The sequence below is a fragment of the Pelagibacterium sp. genome (assembly GCF_048264985.1).
GTDB lineage: Bacteria > Pseudomonadota > Alphaproteobacteria > Rhizobiales > Devosiaceae > Pelagibacterium.
The window spans coordinates 352,349-370,464 of record NZ_JBLXCL010000002.1 but is presented as its reverse complement, the minus strand read 5'-3'; the positions used below and the strand labels follow the sequence as shown (position 1 = coordinate 370,464).

The window sequence follows — 18,116 nt, the reverse complement described above, 5'->3', positions numbered from 1 at the left end:
ACTTTTAACTAAATTTTAACTACGGTCAATTGACGGCCTGTCATGCCACGGGTCGCGCAATGGCCTTTTTTGGCATTTATGCTCCATATCCATATGCCAAAATTAAGCGTTAACTAAGTATTAACCAACTAATACATGTAATCTATGCGGCCTGACGTCAGGTCGGGCTTCTGCATGTTTTTTGAAATTTAAGAGAATGGCGCCAAAATTGCGCTCTATTAGTAGGAAAATGTCTTCATTCACTTTCCTGATTTGAGTTAATATTTAAAATTGTCGGGATGATGTGAGTGAATTTTAAAAGTATTCAATTTATATCGTATTGGTTCTGTAGGGGTATGGCGAATTAACCATGGGTATAGGCTCTCCCGAAAACGCGCCCAACCTCCCCGCCGAGGTCTATATTTCCTCGGTGAGCGCACTTTACAGGGACCGGCGTTCACTCTTTTCAGGCACCGCCAGCGCGGTGGCCGCTTCGCTCGTGACGGGATGGATCAGCGGCATTGTCTGGCTGGCACTGTGCTCCCTGCCACTTGCGCTAACCGGCCTGCTGCGTTGGATGGACATGAACGCCTATCAGCGCAAGACGTCCAGCGCGCAAACAGTTGACGAGGCGCGCGGATGGGAACGGCGCTATATCGTGGGCTCATCGACTTTCGCAGTATTGCTGAGCCTCTGGTGTTTTCTGGCATTTGCGCTCTCGAAGGATGCGGCCGTCCATCTTGTCAGCTTTGCCGTATGCCTGGCCTATATGATCGGCATTACCGGACGAAACTACTCGTCCGACCAGCTTGTTACGTTCACAACGGCAAGCGCTGCAATACCGATGATCATGGGGCTTCTGCTCCGTATGGAAACGGCTTACGTGTTCCTGGCCGTCTTGCTCATACCTTTTTTTCTCAGTGTGCGGACCATAGCTACGCGGCTGCGCTTTACCCTTTTTGACGCCGTTGTGGCTTCACACGATCTGCGTGCGCTCGCTACCCACTTCGATACAGCTGTAAACAACATGCCCCATGGGCTGTGCATGTTCGACGCAGACCAAAGGCTCGTGGTCTTCAACGACAGGTTTACCAGCCTGCTCAATCTCGATGGTCGTGCCACCTGGAAGGGCCAGGAGGCTACTTCAGTTCTCACCACGGCGCTCAGCGCCAATGGGGTAACAAGCCCAGGCAGCGATGTGGTGCTTTCCGCTTTCCGGCGCTGGCTTGGATCGGAGGGTGGCGATGCGCTTGTGGTCGACGCTTCCGGTCACAGAATCCTTCAGTTGACCTTTCAGCCTATTGAGGCTGGTGGCTTTGTGCTCTTGATCGAAGATATCACCGAGAAGCGCAAGGCAGAGGCACGGATCGAGCACCTTGCCCGCTACGATGCTTTGACTGGGCTGCCGAACAGGTCTCACTTCCAGGAGCAGTTCGAGGCACTGGTCTCGCGTGGCCAACCTTGTGCATTGCTGTTCATCGATCTCGATCAGTTCAAGGTGGTCAACGATACGCTCGGTCACCCATGCGGCGATACGCTTTTGTGCCTTGTTGCAGACCGTTTGCGCAAGGTCATGAAGCCGACCGACATCATTGCCCGGCTCGGGGGGGACGAGTTTGTCGTTCTGCGTGAACTCAACGGGCAGGTCGATGAAGCCAGCCAAGTCGCGCAACGCATAGTGCGGACTTTGGCCGAGGTCTTTACCGTTCAGGACCATCAGTTTGTTATCGGCGCAAGCATTGGCATCGCCATGGCGCCCCGCGATGGGACCAGCTTTGAACAAATGCTCAAGTGTGCCGATCTGGCGCTATACAGCGCCAAGTCCGACGGTCGTGGTGTTTGGCGCTTTTTCGAGCCGGACATGGACGCCAGGGTCCAGGCGCGACGCGCCCTTGAGATTGATATCCGTAATGCTATCGATAACGGGAATTTCGAGGTCTTCTTTCAGCCCATCGTCAATATGCGCTCGGGCAAGAGTTCGGTGTGCGAAGCGCTGGCCCGCTGGCGGCATCCTCAGCGCGGTCTGATCTCGCCAAGCGAGTTTATTCCGGTGGCCGAAGAAACAAATCTGATCATCGAGTTGGGTGAGTTCATTTTGCACGAGGCCTGCCGGCAGTGCATGAACTGGCCGGCAACCGTCAATGTCGCCGTCAATATTTCGCCGGTCCAGTTCCGGCGCGGCGATGTGATTTCTTCGGTCATGTCGGCGCTGGAAAAATCGGGTCTGCCGGCCCATCGACTCGAAATCGAGATCACTGAATCCCTGCTCCTCGAAAACACCGCAGCGACCCGTGGAACGCTCGACAAGCTGCGCAGCCTTGGCGTGCGCATTTCCCTTGATGATTTCGGGACCGGTTATGCCAGCCTGAGCTATCTTCATCACTTCCCTCTCGACAAGGTGAAGATCGACAGGTCTTTCCTGCAGGATGTCGAGGTGAGCAGCCGTTCGCGTCGCCTGCTGGCCGGTGTGGCGAGCCTGAGCTCGGAGTTGGGGATGTCCGTTGTGGTTGAAGGTGTCGAGACGCCGCGCCAACTTGCGTTGCTCCGGGAGCTGCCAGGCGTCGATGAGGTCCAGGGCTTTCTGTTCTCGCCGCCCATCCGCGCCATCGATATACCCCGGTTCCTCGCAGCCGGTCGGATCGATTTCGACAAGGTGGCATGAAGCGTTGCCTCGGTCGAAGGCGCGTGCCAGCTTTCGCATCGCGCAAATGAGGAATTTTCGCTATGCCCAAGACAATGTTTGGCGGCTTGCTCGTGCCTGCCATTACCCCGTTCAAACCAGACCTGACACCGGACCGGGACGCGTTTGTCGATACATGCAAATGGCTGTTGGCCAATGGTGCGCACGGTTTGGCGGTGATGGGTACGACAAGCGAGGCCAATTCGCTTTCGACCACTGAACGGATGGACTTACTTGAGGGTCTTGTCGGGGCGGGGGTGGACCCTTCAGTGCTTATGCCCGGCGTCGGGACGTGTTCGATAACCGATACGATAGCGCTGACCCGCCATGCTGTATCGCTGGGTTGCGGTGGGGTACTGGCACTGCCACCATTCTACTACAAGCCGGTAACGTCCGATGGTTTGTTTGCGGCGTACGATACGATCATCCAGGCCGTCGGATCGTCAGATCTCGGGCTTTGGCTATATCATATTCCCCAGATGACAGGGGTGGGGGTCCCGCATGATCTCGTCGCCCGGCTGATCGATGCCCACCCGCGAACTGTCCTTGGGATCAAGGACAGTTCGGGCGATTGGGATAACACCGAAGCGTTGCTCAAGACCTTTCCCGGCTTCAGGGTCTTTCCGAGTTCAGAAGGCGTCATCGTGCGCGCGGCAGCCCTTGGCGGAGTTGGTTGCATCAGCGCTTCAGGTAACATCAATCCCTCGGGCATACGCGCATTGCTCGAGGCGTTGGGAAGCGAACAAGAGAGTGCACTGCAGGCACGTGCAGCCGCCATAAGACAAGTTTTTGCTGGCTATCCGCTGATTGCAGCGGCCAAGGCTGTGTTGTCCCGAAAATTGAACGATCAGCGCCTCAAAACGCTGCGCCCGCCTTTGATCGCGCTTTCAGATCACGACGCGCAAGTGTTAATCGATCAGCTCGTCAAAATCGGTTGGCAGATGGACGTCGCAGCCTGAGGGTGCGCATTTCAACAAATGCCGGCCCCGGACGGACACAGGATATCAACGTCCAGGTCATACCGTTCGGCAATGGCGGCAAGCGTCCCATCGGCGCGGATCTCGGCAAGGGTAGTCTCGACGGCGCGCTTCAGCGTCAAATCCCCTTTCCAAAATCCCATACCCAATGGAATGCGTTCGAGAGGGGCGCCAAGAACAGTGATCTGTACATCTGCGTCCGAGAAGGTTGTGCTGGCCAGCAACGCTTCGGTGATCGCTGCATCATAGTCGCCAGCCTCCATACGCGAGCGCAGGGTGCTCGCGTCATTGACGATCGTGGCCGTAATGTCCTGCTGGCGCAGGAACTGGCCCAGTCCAATCCGGTCGAGGCCGGTCAAGCCCGCCATGAACCCGACGGGACTGTCGATAGTGTCGATTGTCGCGCCTGGCGGTGCGATCAAAGCCCATCCCGTTAGTAGATGCGGCGCCGTGGTGTCGAGAAACGAACTCGTCGTTGAATTGATCGCAATTCCTCCCGCCAGCATCTGGCACTGGGCGCGATTTATGCGCCAGTTGCGGGGGTTAAAGTCGCGCCCCATCGAAGCATTGGACACTATATTAAGCCGCCAGCCGAGCCGCTCGGTGACTTCCTGCATCAGCTCGACCTCGAAGCCGGGCGTTTCAGAATTGCCTGTGACGAGAGGTGGATAAAGGCTCGGCATGCAAACGCTCAGCCGGCCGAGCCTGTCGACCTCGTAGCGCGCATTGTCTGGGGGCAGAAAACTAACGCCGAACAGCAGCGCAAAACACAGGCCGAGCGGTATCATGTCGAACAGCCAGTGCCGTTTGCGCGGTCGATTGGAAGCAGGAGTAGACATCAGACTTTCCTGAACTCCCACATGGCCAGCAGGAAGAGACCGACGGCCATGCCTCCCACAACTTGGAAGCCAAGAGCGGGGTCGAACTGGTTGAACTTGATAAGTATGCCGCGCATGGCGTCGACTGCGTATGTCAGCGGATTGTGCTCGACGATGATCACCAGCCATTCAGGGTAGGTCACCAATGTCTGCGCGCGCGTGAGTGCGGGATCGAGCGGGAACACAGAACTTGCGGTAAAATACAGCGGCAGGATCACGGCGTTCGAGAACACCCCGAAGCTTTCGAAACCGCGCACGTAATTGGCGATGACGATGCCGAATGCGGTCAGACCGAAAGCAAGGACAAACATCAAACCCAGCGCTGCAAGGACTGTTTCGAGCGTCAGAGCGACGCCAACAAAACGCGCTACCACCAGCACCATGCAGCCATGGATCACCGCGGTGGTCGCGCCACCCAGCACTTTGCCCAGAAGAATCATGTTGCGCGACATCGGAGAGACCAGCACTTCGCGCAGGAAGCCGAACTCGCGGTCCCAGATCAGCGAAACCGCCGACTGGATCGAGGTATAGAGAATGTTGAGAACGATGACGGCGGGGAAGATGAACTGAAGATAGGTATAGGGCACGACAAACCGCACTTCTCCATAAACTTCGCCCCGGAAATACGGATTGAGCCCGATGCCCAGAATAAGAACCCATAGCAAGGGACGGCTGATGCCGCCGATCAGTTGTCCCTTGTCGCGCAGCGAGCGTTTGACCTCGCGAAGCCAGATCGCATAAACGCCGACCAGTTGTCCCCATATGGCGGTCATCGGGAGCTCCTATTCATTGAGATTTCGGCCGTAAAACTCAGAGGCCGGGTCGGTGAGAACAAGGTCGCGAATGCGGTTCCAGAGGTAGGACCGCAGTTCGAGAAATCGGGGATCGGCACGCATTTCCACTGTCAGCCGTGGGCGGGGCAGGTCTATCGTGATGGTTTCGAGCACTTTGCCAGCTCCCATCACGACGATTGTATCGGCAAGCACCAGCGCCTCGTCCACGCTATGGGTGACAAACATCACAGTGGGGGTCAGACGCCGCCAGATCGAGAGCAGCTCACCCTGCATCAACTCGCGGGTCTGGGCATCAAGGCTTGCAAACGGCTCGTCCATTAACAGGACGCGCGGTTCGCCGGCCAATGCGCGCGCCAGAGCGACACGCTGTTTCATGCCGCCTGAAAGCTGGGCCGGATAGGCTTTTGCCGAACGCGAGAGCCCCACGAGATCGAGATAATGCCTGGCCCTTTCGGCACGCTCGGCTTTTGAAAGCTCCAGGCTTTCCAAGGCGAACTCGATATTTGCCTGTACGTTGGCCCAGGGGATGAGCCGGAAGGCCTGAAATACAAATCCCATGTCTGGGCCGGGCCGAGGCGGCTGGCCGTCGATCCTGACAGATCCCGTATCGGGAACGATCAGGCCGTTGGCCAGCCTTAGTACAGTTGTCTTTCCGCATCCAGAAGGGCCGATAAGGGCAACAAATTCGCGTTCTACGATGTCGAGCGAAACGCCATCGACAGCCGTGTTGACGGTGCCGTCAGACTGGACGAAGCGTTTTTGCACATCGGCGAATGTGAGCAGGGTCTTTGACGCCTGCGGCTTTGGTGCCACGTGATCACCTCCCGGGAAACGGACCACGCTCATCGATCGGCGGGGTCCATGGTGTCGTCGGTGCCCAGATCGGCGAGGACGGCGTCGACGGGCGCGAAATCGACCCACTCTTCAAGCGCCAGAGGCTCGATATCGGCGAAGTCCTCGGTTTCATAGAGCCACTCGCTTGTGAAGGTCAGCTCCTGGACGCTCATGCCGCCATTGACGCTCCAGCTTCCGACAAAGGAGTCGGCGAGCATTTCGAGTACGTCGGGGCTGACGTCCGGGCGAGCGTCTGTCATTGCATCAACCCACATCTGGGGGCTTTCAGCGAAGTCACGTGACAGCTTGGTCAGCGCCCGGATCACGGCTTCAACATCGTCAGCACGTTCGGCAAGTACGTCGCCAGACACGGCATTGACCTTGTTGACCACCGGAGCACCTTCATAATAGGCATCCTGATCGATCAAGACATGCAGCCCTTCGGTGTCGGGCAACTCGCTCCATACGCCAATCGACATTGTCGTTGCATCGACCTGACCCGCTAGAAGCGCCTGGGCACGAACGCTGGGCTGACCGAGTGCGACGACTTCGGAATCGTCGATCGAAACACCCTGGCTCGACAGAACCAGCGTCGACAGCGAATGATCGAGACTGCCCACCCGACCGACACCAAAACTGCGGCCCGCCAGATCGGCGGGAGCCACGATGTCTTGCTTGGAGGCGATGAGGAAGGGCAGCGATTTGTTGGGCGATGTGACGGCGCGGAAATCGGTTGCGCCGTTGTGAATTACCTGCAAGAGCGCATCGACACCAATATTGGCCATCTCGCCGTCACCCGATTGCAGTGCGGCGATGGCCGAAGGGGTCTGCTGTACCCGCACCAGCTCGACATCGACACCCTCGGCCTCGAAATAACCAAGCTGGAGCGCCAGATCCATTACCGAGTTTGGTACAAGTGGCGCTTCGAGATGGGTCACGATCAGACGGAATGGTTCACTTGATTGAGCAAGGCCTGCACCGGTCGTCAGGGCCAGGCTCGCGACCGATCCGGCGAGGGCCAGCATCATGGTTTTTCTGGTCATCTACTCTCTCCCTTAGGGGTTTTTAGCGCCGCCATTTGGCGAGGCGCAGTTCGACGAAACGCAGTCCTTCGGTCACGATGACTCCGATGACTGCCAGCGAAAGGACGATGACGAAATACTCCGCCATCCTGAATGTGTTGCCGTATATAGCCAGTAGCCCGCCCAGGCCGCGGACTGCCGTATAAAGCTCGGCAACAACTGTATTGATAAGCCCGATTGTGGCCCCCAGCCGCAGGCCCACTATGACGTAAGGCACAGCTCCGGGCAGGACGATCTTTGTAAATATCCGCAGGCGGCCCGCGCCGACCGAACGCGCCATCTCGATAAGTTCGGGGTCGGACTGTCGCACACCGGCATAGGTGTTGATCAGAATGGGCATCACGGCGCCTAGAAAGACAATGAAGACCTTTGCCTCGCTGCCCAGGCCGAGCAAAACGATGATCAGCGGGATAAATGCCACGCGCGGCGTTGCCGATAGTGCGTAAACGTATATCTCGAGTGTGCGGCCGAACAGATTGAACGCCCCCATCGCTACACCGAGGGGGATGGCGCACAGGATGGCCAGGCCATAGCCCGAGAGATAGATTGAAACCGAATCTATAAAGGCGGCTTGCAAACGACCTTCCTGCAACAGCCCGCTTGCCGCCTGGAGCGTTGCCCAGGGCGAGGGGATGATATTGCGCGCGACATTGATCGAGGCGATCCACCACAGGATGATCAAGAGCCCCAGAAACCCGATCCGGGTTGCAGCAACGAGCCAAGGGCCCGGCTCGCCGCCCGGTTGAATAGCTATCGCGTTGGGCGTGGACTGGTTCATCGACGCCCCCGTTTCTTGCTTGTGGTCGGGGGCGCTTCGCGCAGATCGCGCCCGGTGAGCGAGAGAAAGACGCTTTCGAGACTGGGCTGATCCACGGATACCTGGCGCAACTGGGTGCCGAACTCGGCCAGCAAGGCATCCGCACTGCCTGCGTTCTCGGCCTTGATGAGCAATTGCCCTTCGGCCCCTTCAACCGTCTCGGGATAGCGCGCCAAGAGTGCAGCGTGGGCTTGGGGGGTACGCGGAGTGACGCGGAAAAGGCTCGTGCCATGCGCCGCCTTGAGCGACTCCGGTGTGCCGCTGGCCAGGATCTTGCCGTGATCGATGATGCAGATCGCGTCGCAGGTGTCGACCTCCTCAATGTAGTGAGTGGTCACGATTATGGTCAGGTTCTGACTTTTTCTAAGCTGCTCGAGATAGGACCAGATCTTGGCTCGCGACTGGGCATCGAGGCCAACAGTCGGTTCGTCGAGAAACAGGATTTTGGGCTGGTGCATGAGGCCACGTGCGATTTCCAGCCGCCGCCGCATACCGGCCGAAAGCGTTCTTGCTACGGCATCGCGCCAGTCGGTCAGTTCGACAAGGCTCAGCATTTCATCGATGCGCCGCCGCCGGTCTGCCCGGCTCATCTGATAGACCATACCGTGAAAATCGAGGTTTTCGTAAACCGACAAACGAGTATCGAGGGTCGCTTCCTGAAACACCACGCCCAGTTGCTTGCGCGCACGCAGGGGCTGTTTGACAACATCGATCCCGGCGATCTCGGCGCGGCCGCCGTCAGGCTGGCTAATGGTGCACAGGATATCGATCAGGCTCGATTTGCCCGCACCGTTCGGACCGAGCAAAGCAAATGTTTCGCCCTGCGGCACCGAGAGGGAGACGTCATCGAGCGCCAGCACGCGGCCAAAACGCTTGGATACGCCCTCTACCAGAATTGCTGGTGCGACCGCGGCATCATCGCTCATGAAAGAACTCCCTGTGCCCGCAGCGTGCGGGTGAATAACTGGCTGATATCATCGTCAGTCGATACGGTCACGAAATGCCAGTGTTTTGAATTGAAAAGTCCGCGTATTTCTTCCTGTCGGGCGGCAAACAGCTTGCGGTAGCGGCTCAAGAGCCCGGCATCTATGGACAGTTCGAGCTCGGCACCGGTTTCCGCGTCTTCCATAGTGACAACGCCTGTTTCAATCGTCGCCGGATCGATTTCCTGCGGCGAGAGGATCTGGATGGCAAGAAGTTCGTGCCCAGCGGAAAACAAGATATCGAGCGCCGGGCCGACATCGCCATCCCACCAGTCGCTCACGACGATGACCAACCCGTGTGAAGGCAGGTCGCGGCGCAGCGCCCGCAAGGTATCCTCAAGATCGGCCCGGCCCGCGTCGGGGGCTCTGGCAACCCAATCAAACATCAAGTCTGCGCGGGCGCCACCGTGCCAGCGCGGGGAAAAGATATTCGTCTTTTCGCCGGGCACCACAATTTGCACGCGGTCGCCGCCGGTAAGCGCAGCAAACCCAAGCAATTGGGCAATGAGCTTGGCGTGGTCGCGTTTTTCACCGGTGCCCGCGCTCATCGATCCTGACAGGTCAAGAACTATGGTGACTGGTAATTGTTGGTTGAGAGAATACTCACGCACAACGAACTCGCCTGTGCGTGCATAAAGATGCGGATCGAGGTGCCTTGTGTCGTCGCCTGTCTGATAGGGGCGATGGTCGACAAATTCCATACCCGCTCCCTTGCGGCGCGAAGGGCGCTCGCCCGTGCCCACCGATGGCTGCGCGAAGGCTGGCAGCAAACGGCTGGTGGTCATGCGTTCAAGAAGAGCGGATGGGGGACGCATCAGAGCTTACCCATGGTTTGATCGAAGAGGCGCAACAACACTTTGTCGATGTCGATATCGGCTGCGCGACCTTCGAAATTGACTTGGACGCGATGGCGCATGACCGGCAACAGAACCGCGCGCAAATCGTCAATCGAGACGTGGTTGCGATCAGCCATGAATGCATGTGCCTTGGCCGAGACAACAAGGGACTGCGCACCGCGCGGGCTGACTCCAAACCGGACATATTTCGAAACATCTTTGTCTGCCGTTGCGCCGCCGGGCTGGGTGGCCAGACAGAATTTTGCAATCGCCTGCTGAATTGCCGTGGCGATGGGCACAGAGCGCACATGGGTCTGCAAAGCCAATATATCCTCGGCGGTCATCGCCTGGGTCAGCGTGTCCCGAGTGATTCCTGTTGTTGCCGTCAGAATGCCCGTCAGGACCTCCTGGTCGGGATATGGCACGTCGATGCGAAACAGGAACCTGTCGATCTGGGCTTCGGGCAGCGTGTATGTGCCTTCCATTTCGATGGGGTTCTGCGTTGCCAGAACAAAGAAGGGCTTGGGCAAGTCCATTGTGGTGCCACCAGCCGACACAGTGCCTTCCTGCATGGCTTCGAGGAGGGCGGACTGCGTGCGCGGTGTGGCGCGGTTGATTTCGTCAGCCAAGAGCAGTTGCGCAAAGATGGGGCCCTTGCGAAATTCGAGCTGTGTGCGACCGTCGACACCCGGCACCAGCACCGAGGCCCCGGTGATATCGGCCGGCATGAGGTCCGGAGTGAATTGCACCCGAGAAAAACTCAGCCCGGCAGCTTTGGCGAGCGAACGTACCATCAAGGTCTTGCCGACACCCGGCGGTCCTTCAAGTAGAACGTGACCGCCTGCCATGAGCGCGATCAGCATGAGATCGACAACCCCATGCTGCCCGATCACCGTCGTCGCAACGGATTCGCGTGTGCGGACCAGCGCTTCGCGCAGCGCGGCCAGTTGGGGCGCGCCGTCCTCGAGTGATGTGTGTGGCGAGATCGCAGTCATGAGATTGATGCTCCTTGGCGCGAGGTCCGAGTGTGGTCAGTTGATGTTCCGGAACGGCGCCGGGTTGAAAATCTGCGATAGCGCAGAGCGAGATCGATAAGAAAAACCGCAAAGGCCAAGAGTGCCCATGCGGGCCAGTTGCGCAGCCAGGTGAGGGTCAGACCCGCCCCGAGCGTGGAAATCTCGGCGGGGGCTATTGCCCTTCCGCCAGTCGCGCGTGCCAGAGCGTCTGCGCCGCCACGACGCGTGAAATCATAGCGCGTATCATAGGCATGGTAATAGGCTGCTTGGACCGGCTCGGTTTCATCGCCCTGTTCGATACTCAGGCCATAACGACCAACGGCATCGAGGACGCGCCGACCTTGATAAAGCCCGGGCCGCACTTCGCTCAAAAGTGTGATCTGGGCTGCTTGGTCATTCGGTGGTGTGATCGTGGCCGACAGTGTGCGACCGGTCAGTGGCAGCCCCTCTTCGTCGAGGGCACTGACGCGCACATCTAGATAATCGCCATCGCTCTGCGTGGTCAACGTCAGGCCGGGCCGGGGCGTTGTCGGCTGGAACTGGAGTAAAATATCGTTCCAAAGCGCACCGTATTGGGGCAGGCGCTGCCACGCTTCCGACCAAGGCCCTGTCGCATCGGTCGTCAGCGCCATGGACATGCCGTTGCCATATCGCCAATAGGCAAGCACGGGCATATCGCGTCCTTCATCATCGGTGGTTGTCGCCACCAGTTCCGCATCGGGTTTTGCAGTCGTGCTGACAAAGCCGGTCAACGGCGGCAGTTGCGGGGGAAGTGCCTGTAGAAAATTAGCACTGCGGTCCTGCCAAACAGGTTGGGTCACACCTTCCTTGACCGGTGAAGCGAACAGCATCGCTTCCTGGGACAAAATTGATGGGAGCGCTTCAAAGTCTGAGGTGACATGGGCTGCACCGCCGCCAAGATCGGCGATGGTGCGGGCGATGTTGGTATCGGCACCCTGTCCGATGGCAACTGCCGAAACCGTTACATTTTCCGCGCGCAGCCGACCGACGATGCCGGCAAAATCTCCTGGTTGGCTCAGCCCATCGGTCATCATCACAACATGTTTTGCCGGTGCATCGACGCCCTCGAGTAGTGCGAGTGCTTCAACCAGGCCGGGGTAAATGGCGGTACCTCCACCTGGGTCGAAGCCCTCAAGCGATGCCTGTGCCGCGTCAGGCGCATCGGCAAGCCGGGTCAGCGGCAGCAATGTCTGTGCCTCGGCATCGAAGGCGACGATGCCGACCCGGCTCTGGGGATTAAGCAGCTCGGTGGCCGCCAGTGTCGCGCTCTTGGCAACGTCAAGCCGATTGCCTTCACCCACGGGTTGTTGCATCGATCCCGAGCGGTCGAGGACAAAAACCATAACGACTTCGGGCGCATCCTGTGGCACACGGCTGGACAGCGGCGATACGGCTTCGAGCGGTGTGCCGAAATATCCGCCGGGACCAAAGCTGTTCGGCCCGCCAAGGATCAATAGCCCCATGCCATAGTCTTTGACCGCAGTTTCGATCAGGGATTGCTGCAGCGTCGTAAGCGAGAGGGCAGGCGTGTTCAAAAGCACGATATCGCCGAACTCCAGCCAGTCTTTAATATAATAGGGCGCGCGACGCGGCTCGAGTACGACGGCCTCAAGCCCTTGACTTTCCAGTAGTCTTTGAAAGGCTTCGCCATGGGCAGGGTCGGCTGAAATGATGGCGACGGGGCGGACCGGGGCCGTGGACAACACTTGTCCCATCGCGTCATTTTGCGGATGGGGGTCGGTCGCGGCAAGTCGGACTTCGACAAGGTTTTCGCCGCTTTCGATTTCGGGCAGAACGGCCTCTATGCGGTTTTGGCCGGGCACGAGGTCCACGTTCTGGGTTGCGACAGACTCGCCGTTCGCAAAGACGTCCATGCTCACCGTCTGTGCACCGGCACTATGGATGAGCGCAGTGAACGGCACCGCTTCGCCTGTGAGTACCTGTTGGGGCACGTCGAGATGTCCCGCCAAAATTTCCCGGTCATCGAGAGGCGGGGTTTCGAGATAATCGACAATTATGCCGCGGGCGGCCAGAATCCGTCCGAGTTCAGGCTCGACCGCCGTGTCGCCGGCCAGAACCAGATGTCGCTCCCCTAGGGGTGGGATCATCGCGGCTGCAAGCTCGACAGCTCGCGCTGTGTGCGTCACGCGCAAGACATTGGCTATAGCTGTCCCTCTTGCACCGATGTCAGCCTCGATCCGGGCTGCAGGGCCAGAGACAAGGCTGCCGATCTGGGCCGTGCCCACAGCATTGGAGCTCGCGGGTGGGATGTCAGCGTTCTGGGCACTCACGACCACGACGCTCGTGCCTGAACCCGGCCACGGCCACGCAAGATTGGCGATCCCGGCCACCAGCAGGCCCAGTGTGACGAGACGAAGCATCGAAAAGCGTGGCATCCAGCCCTGCTTGCGCGCGGTGATAGCACCTTCGATGATCAGGACAACCAATCCGGCCCCGAGCGCCCAAAGCGCCAGGCCCTGCGGCCAACCGGCAGCAACATTGTCCTCCAGGCTCCCAGCCTTGGGGTCTTGCGCTGCGGGGTTGACGGCAAAAAGATGGGTCAGGGCGCCCTGACCCACGCGAAAGAGTCCAACGGAATCGGGGATAAAATCTCCATCGGGCACGCGCGCTACCGGCGCGCCAGGCCTTTCGAGATTGAGGAGCGGCTGGTCCAACAGGCGCGCATCGAGCCGGCAGGGCAGCCCCACTGTGCAGCTCGTGGGTGGCTCAGCGCCTGGCGTTTGGCCGATCCAATCTATGAAGTTGGCGATAAAGATCGGCATGCTAGTGGTTTCAGGCCAGTTCGATTGTCGCGGGTCAAAGCCGATGCGGACTTGCCGTCCGGTTTCGTTCGCGGCCGCTGATATCAGCGCCACGCCATCAGCTGACAGCAGTGTCGTTTCACCGGGCGCAATCGTCAGCCCTGATGCCGCTTCTATGGTAAGAGCTGGCCAGTCGATGTCTTGCGAGAGGGGGTGAGCAACCGCCCAATCGTCGGGGTCGGCATCGGCAAGCGGAGTGCTCCCTGTCTCAATACTGATCATATTGGTCTTTGGCGCAGCCACAGGCCCGTCTGCTTCCACGATTACCAGATCGAACTCGTCTGCGACTTCGTTGAGCCCCGAATCCTGAAAAATCTGAACGCCTGGCACAGCGTTTAGCGCCCGAAGCAGGGGCTGTTCGCCATCGCCGACATAGAGAATGTCGAGGGTGTTGGCATTCGGTTCGGCGATAAAGCGCAGCTTGTTGTCGTGGGGGGTGGTGTCGGCGGGAATATAGGCAGTTACAAAGCCCGGACCGGGAAGCTCGATCTCTTCCGAAAACGCTACGGAGTCTGTACCTGATCGCTCCAACGTGATCGTCGTCCAGTCGAGGGGCGTTCTGCTGCTGTCCGCTGCGTATTGCACGGTAATGGGCAGCGTGTCGTTTTCCCCCATTTGGCCGATGCCGCTCAACGTCCAGGCGTTTCGTGCAGCATCGGTCAACGTCAGTGAACCACTGATGCCGGCGTTATCGCCCTGCGTCGCGATGATATGTTGAGATATGACCACATCGTCGAGGCCGTCGGAAAATCCGGTGGGCGGCGGGGCCGTGGAGACAAACAGCACTTCGGTGGCGTCGTCGGCGCGGACAATGCCGGGAATGAGCCGGGCCGTCTCCTGCCAATCGGGGGCGCCATCGGTTTGGGATACTTGGGCCAGAGCGCTGGCCAATGCATCGCCCGACCACGCCCATCGTGCCGCGATGTAGGAAGGCTGCGGTCCCGCAGCAATCACCGAGACACGCTCAGGCGTCGGTTGCAGATCACGAGAAAATTTCTCGACGATTGAATCTCTCGCCGTTTCGAATGCCGTCGTACCCTCGGCGTCCGTCCCCATCCCGGCGCCGGTATCGATTATGACGATCAAGTGATCTGGTACGGTGCGGCCGCCCCAGAAGGGCTGAGCCAGCGCCAGAGACAGTAGCGCGACGGCTAGAATTTGGAATATCAGAGGGAGCGTGATCGGGGGGATCAACCGCGCTTTCGGCTTTAGCCCCGCATGGGTCTGCAGTTGCCGCCAAAGCGTAAGACTGGGCACCACTTGCCTGTATTCCCTACGGCTGTGCAGGAACCAGACAAATCCGGCCGCGACGAGCAGGATCGCGAAAAATGGCGCGGCAAATCCGATCATGGGGTGGGCCACACGTTCATTGCGGCTGCCGCTCGAAATAGCGCGCGGTGATATCGCGTGCCGAAAACGGAATGAAGTCGCGCGCTACGGGCTCGGATGAGCCTGCCTCGATCTGGCCTCCGATTGCGTTGGCAGCTCCGGCATCGGTAACATTACCCGCCTGTGGCGCAATCTCGATGCGGATGCGGCTGCCACCGGCATTGGGTTCTGCGCTGACGATCATGTCTTCGCCTGGGGTGGCGCCGAGCTGGGTGAAGCTGTCGTCTGCCTGCATGTCCTGTTCGCCCAGGCCAGCCGCATTGGACAGTCCGCGGCCGGATTCGAGGGCTGCACCAACGGGTATGCTACCGATGGACTGAAGCTGTTGCGGCTCCATCAATTGCGGGCCCTCGCCTGATGAACTGCCGCCGAGATCAGTCGGTGGTTCGCCGTTGGACACAATCTCAGCGTTGCCCAGGCGCTCATCATCTGTCCGTTCCCCATACTGCTCTGCAAGCTCGGGCCTGGTATCGTAGATGCCTGGCGCCTCTGGCGTTGCCTGGATTGCATCTCCGCGACCCTGGACTGGCGCCAGCGGCGCGCTCGATGGTATTTCCGTGACGTCCTCGTGCATATCCTGGAGACCGGCTTCGACAGTATCGAGCCGCGTTCCATCAGCATCCCCGAGCCAATCGGGAGGGTTGTCGCCATAGGTTGCCGCGGCCTGGTCGAGTAGATCGTTGATTTCGCGAGCCAGCGCGTCCGTTATGCCATCTGCGCCGGCGGTCTGAGCGCTTTCGGCAAGCGTCCTGGCAATTGCGCCGAGCAGCACATCATCGCGGGCCTCGGCGTCTTCGGCCAGCATTTGCGAGAGTGTCGTGATCGTCTCAGGGGCTGCTGGCTGACTTGCTTGCCCGGGGTCAGGCAGATTTTCAACCGGTTGCGGTGGCATCTGCAATAGCCATGCGATTGCAATAGCCAAGAGCGTGGCAACACAAAATGCAACTGCAAAACCTGGCGTTACAATGTTCAGCAGACGCTTGGGCGCGACGGTGTGGATGCGGCGTCGCACCGAATTGAGAAGTTCACGGGGGACGGGGTTGTCATGCGACACTGACCCCTGCACAAGATCGACAGCAGTACCATAGGCGTCGCCGAACCCGGTGGCGTGATCGATGAAGAACGCTTCCTGCACCGGGGATCGGCGGCGCAGCCATGCAATGATCGCTCCGCTTAGCATTGTGGCCAATGCAACTGCGCTTACGATTGTGATCGCATCAAGGGCAAGGCGTGCAAATCGATTCAAGACGAGTACGGCAAAAAGCGCAATCAGTGCGGTCAGTGCGCAGGCCAGAGCAATGCGCGCCAGCGTGCGGGTCCGACGCCGGGCGATAACCTTGTAAAGTGGCGAAAGGATAGGGTCTGAGAGCGCAACATTGTCCATGGATTACCGCGCTCCAAGAAAGCGGGCCAAATCGCCAAATGGTGTCGCTGGAAAACTCCGATAGGTAAGCACGATCAGAACCGCCAGACCAATCGATATGTAGAGGTGGCGTTTCACAAGCCATCCATGGATGTCTGGGGCTATGGTGAGCAGCAAATACCCCCCCAGCAGCGGTGGCACTGGAATGATGTTGATGGCCACAGTCCAGGCAGCAACATCGGCTGTCATCCTGATCGTTGCATCGACAAATGCAGCGCTGCTGGTTGGCCATGAGGCTGCGACCCAGGGCAGGGCCAGCAATATAAGACGCCCAAACACAAGGATCGCGGCCATGGTCAGCACTGCAACCACGACCGGCGTTGCCTTGCCCAATCGTCCGGCGTTTGGAGAAATGGCGATCGGGCGTACCCATCCGACCCGTCCGGCGATTGCTGCCAACAGGCCAAATGCGTCGACGTGAACGAGGGGATTGATCGTCAGCTTGCCGTCATGGACAGCGCCCTTGTCGCCAAGAAGCCTGGCGAAACCGGCAAGAGAAAATCCCATTAGCGCCAACACAAGCGCGGCTGCTATGGCGCGGGTCAGAATCTGTACGAAGCTCAGGTCGAACATCGGCGAGCCTCCAGGTCCAGATTTCTTCCAAACGCTGCGACCATCATCGTCTAATTGCCGCTTGCGGCTGTCAGCCCGTTCTCGGCAAGCAGCATGTCGATGGTGCCATCGGCTCTGAGCGCTGCTATCGCTTCGGACAGTACATTATTGAGATAGCTGTCTTCGGAGCGGGTGGCGATGCCGATTTCGATGGGGTCGACGGGAAACGGCAGCTCGTAGGAATAGCTCAAGCCAGCGGCCGCCGGTTCGCCTTCGGTCGCGCCGAATAGCCCGTATTCCCAGATCATGCCCGCTCCAATGGTGCCGTCGGTGAGGCGTTCGAGCATCAATGCATTGTCCGGATAGGGCGTGCGCCGCCAGTTGGCATCATCGGGCTGAGCGGCAAGATACTGGATTAGCCGGTTGTCGCCTGAAGCCATCATGCGCACGCCGATCTTTTCACCATAGGGCACTTCGGCGAGGCTTGCGGTATCGGACCTGGTCACAAGCACCGTGCGGGCGCTGATATAGGGCTGGCTGATGGTCATCCAGCTCGGATTGCTCGCAGACAACAGGAACCCCATGAAGCCGTCGCACTCCTGCGCCAGCATGATGAACATCTGCTGTTCGGTGAGCACTATACGATAATCGAGCGGCAGCGGCCGTGTTGGCCAGTCGCCTGCGCCAACTTCGTAGAATTCGACTTCAGCCAGCAGGCTCTGTCCGATGTTATGGGCGAGATCGCGTTCGAATTGGGCGAGAACCCCCTCGGGGTTGATGCAGAACACCAGCTTGCTGCCTTCCTGACGCATGCGTTCGGTGTAGAGGTCGCGGGGCACGATGTCGAAGGACTGGCCCAGCGCCGAGCCAATGAACAGCGTCAGAGTCGTCCCGAGCATTGCGATGCGGACTGCAATTTTGCTTGAAAGCGGCATCCATCCTCCCTGAAGGTCCGCGGGCGCCGGATGATCGGCATTTAGGGCGTTTCGTACAGTGTTGAATACCACTCTGATCGTTCTGAAACGCAGATAAA

At 59.1% G+C, this 18,116-nt stretch carries 14 protein-coding genes; 2 read left to right on the top strand and 12 right to left on the bottom strand.

Annotated features, from left to right (window positions below; all coding sequences use genetic code 11):
* The first annotated feature begins 349 nt into the window (after positions 1-349).
* Complete coding sequence (locus tag ACN0TA_RS11090; protein WP_417582820.1) at positions 350-2,641, top strand: putative bifunctional diguanylate cyclase/phosphodiesterase; 2,292 nt, start codon at positions 350-352, stop codon at positions 2,639-2,641.
* Positions 2,642-2,703: 62 nt separating this feature from the next.
* A complete protein-coding gene (locus ACN0TA_RS11085) occupies positions 2,704-3,618 on the top strand; it encodes a dihydrodipicolinate synthase family protein (protein WP_417582818.1) in 915 nt (304 codons plus the stop codon).
* 11 nt (positions 3,619-3,629) lie between these two features.
* Here ACN0TA_RS11085 and ACN0TA_RS11080 read toward each other — a convergent pair whose 3' ends face one another.
* Genes ACN0TA_RS11080 through ACN0TA_RS11025 form a run of 12 tightly spaced genes read right to left on the bottom strand, consistent with a single transcriptional unit; the run spans position 3,630 to position 18,018 of the window.
* The gene (locus tag ACN0TA_RS11080) at positions 3,630-4,475 is read right to left on the bottom strand and encodes a substrate-binding periplasmic protein (RefSeq protein ID WP_417582816.1); all 846 of its coding nucleotides are present in this window, start codon (positions 4,473-4,475) and stop codon (positions 3,630-3,632) included.
* Positions 4,475-5,287, bottom strand: a complete 813-nt coding sequence (locus ACN0TA_RS11075; protein WP_417582814.1) for an ABC transporter permease — start codon at positions 5,285-5,287, stop codon at positions 4,475-4,477. The genes ACN0TA_RS11080 and ACN0TA_RS11075 overlap by 1 nt, the downstream gene beginning before the upstream one ends.
* Before the next feature lie 9 nt (positions 5,288-5,296).
* Positions 5,297-6,121 (bottom strand): ABC transporter ATP-binding protein, encoded by an 825-nt coding sequence (locus tag ACN0TA_RS11070; RefSeq protein WP_417582812.1) that lies wholly within the window; start codon positions 6,119-6,121, stop codon positions 5,297-5,299.
* A 29-nt stretch (positions 6,122-6,150) separates the two neighbouring features.
* Positions 6,151-7,185, bottom strand: a complete 1,035-nt coding sequence (locus ACN0TA_RS11065) for an ABC transporter substrate-binding protein (RefSeq protein WP_417582810.1) — start codon at positions 7,183-7,185, stop codon at positions 6,151-6,153.
* A 22-nt stretch (positions 7,186-7,207) separates the two neighbouring features.
* Positions 7,208-8,002 (bottom strand): ABC transporter permease, encoded by a 795-nt coding sequence (locus tag ACN0TA_RS11060; RefSeq protein WP_417582808.1) that lies wholly within the window; start codon positions 8,000-8,002, stop codon positions 7,208-7,210.
* On the bottom strand, positions 7,999-8,967 hold the full coding sequence (locus tag ACN0TA_RS11055) for an ATP-binding cassette domain-containing protein (RefSeq protein WP_417582806.1): 969 nt from the start codon (positions 8,965-8,967) through the stop codon (positions 7,999-8,001). Before ACN0TA_RS11055 ends, ACN0TA_RS11060 begins: the two co-directional genes overlap by 4 nt.
* The gene (locus ACN0TA_RS11050) at positions 8,964-9,839 is read right to left on the bottom strand and encodes a DUF58 domain-containing protein (protein ID WP_417582804.1); all 876 of its coding nucleotides are present in this window, start codon (positions 9,837-9,839) and stop codon (positions 8,964-8,966) included. Before ACN0TA_RS11050 ends, ACN0TA_RS11055 begins: the two co-directional genes overlap by 4 nt.
* Positions 9,839-10,855, bottom strand: coding sequence for an AAA family ATPase (locus tag ACN0TA_RS11045; RefSeq protein ID WP_417582802.1), 1,017 nt, complete (start codon positions 10,853-10,855; stop codon positions 9,839-9,841). Before ACN0TA_RS11045 ends, ACN0TA_RS11050 begins: the two co-directional genes overlap by 1 nt.
* Positions 10,852-15,069 carry a VWA domain-containing protein gene (locus ACN0TA_RS11040; RefSeq protein WP_417582800.1) on the bottom strand — a complete coding sequence of 1,406 codons (4,218 nt, stop codon included), beginning with the start codon at positions 15,067-15,069 and terminating at the stop codon, positions 10,852-10,854. Before ACN0TA_RS11040 ends, ACN0TA_RS11045 begins: the two co-directional genes overlap by 4 nt.
* Before the next feature lie 16 nt (positions 15,070-15,085).
* Positions 15,086-16,492, bottom strand: a complete 1,407-nt coding sequence (locus ACN0TA_RS11035; protein ID WP_417582798.1) for a hypothetical protein — start codon at positions 16,490-16,492, stop codon at positions 15,086-15,088.
* 3 nt (positions 16,493-16,495) lie between these two features.
* Positions 16,496-17,104 carry a hypothetical protein gene (locus tag ACN0TA_RS11030; protein ID WP_417582796.1) on the bottom strand — a complete coding sequence of 203 codons (609 nt, stop codon included), beginning with the start codon at positions 17,102-17,104 and terminating at the stop codon, positions 16,496-16,498.
* Between the two features lie 50 nt (positions 17,105-17,154).
* Positions 17,155-18,018 carry a substrate-binding periplasmic protein gene (locus tag ACN0TA_RS11025; protein ID WP_417582794.1) on the bottom strand — a complete coding sequence of 288 codons (864 nt, stop codon included), beginning with the start codon at positions 18,016-18,018 and terminating at the stop codon, positions 17,155-17,157.
* Between the last annotated feature and the right edge of the window lie 98 nt (positions 18,019-18,116).

Bases quoted from the DNA above. Each gene is read 5' to 3' on its own strand.
- ACN0TA_RS11090 (WP_417582820.1), top strand. From the start codon at position 350: ATGGGTATAGGCTCTCCCGAAAACGCGCCCAACCTCCCCGCCGAGGTC.
- ACN0TA_RS11085 (WP_417582818.1), top strand. From the start codon at position 2,704: ATGCCCAAGACAATGTTTGGCGGCTTGCTCGTGCCTGCCATTACCCCG.
- ACN0TA_RS11080 (WP_417582816.1), bottom strand. From the start codon at position 4,475: ATGTCTACTCCTGCTTCCAATCGACCGCGCAAACGGCACTGGCTGTTC.
- ACN0TA_RS11075 (WP_417582814.1), bottom strand. From the start codon at position 5,287: ATGACCGCCATATGGGGACAACTGGTCGGCGTTTATGCGATCTGGCTT.
- ACN0TA_RS11065 (WP_417582810.1), bottom strand. From the start codon at position 7,185: ATGACCAGAAAAACCATGATGCTGGCCCTCGCCGGATCGGTCGCGAGC.
- ACN0TA_RS11060 (WP_417582808.1), bottom strand. From the start codon at position 8,002: ATGAACCAGTCCACGCCCAACGCGATAGCTATTCAACCGGGCGGCGAG.
- ACN0TA_RS11055 (WP_417582806.1), bottom strand. From the start codon at position 8,967: ATGAGCGATGATGCCGCGGTCGCACCAGCAATTCTGGTAGAGGGCGTA.
- ACN0TA_RS11050 (WP_417582804.1), bottom strand. From the start codon at position 9,839: ATGCGTCCCCCATCCGCTCTTCTTGAACGCATGACCACCAGCCGTTTG.
- ACN0TA_RS11045 (WP_417582802.1), bottom strand. From the start codon at position 10,855: ATGACTGCGATCTCGCCACACACATCACTCGAGGACGGCGCGCCCCAA.
- ACN0TA_RS11040 (WP_417582800.1), bottom strand. From the start codon at position 15,069: ATGATCGGATTTGCCGCGCCATTTTTCGCGATCCTGCTCGTCGCGGCC.
- ACN0TA_RS11035 (WP_417582798.1), bottom strand. From the start codon at position 16,492: ATGGACAATGTTGCGCTCTCAGACCCTATCCTTTCGCCACTTTACAAG.
- ACN0TA_RS11030 (WP_417582796.1), bottom strand. From the start codon at position 17,104: ATGTTCGACCTGAGCTTCGTACAGATTCTGACCCGCGCCATAGCAGCC.
- ACN0TA_RS11025 (WP_417582794.1), bottom strand. From the start codon at position 18,018: ATGCCGCTTTCAAGCAAAATTGCAGTCCGCATCGCAATGCTCGGGACG.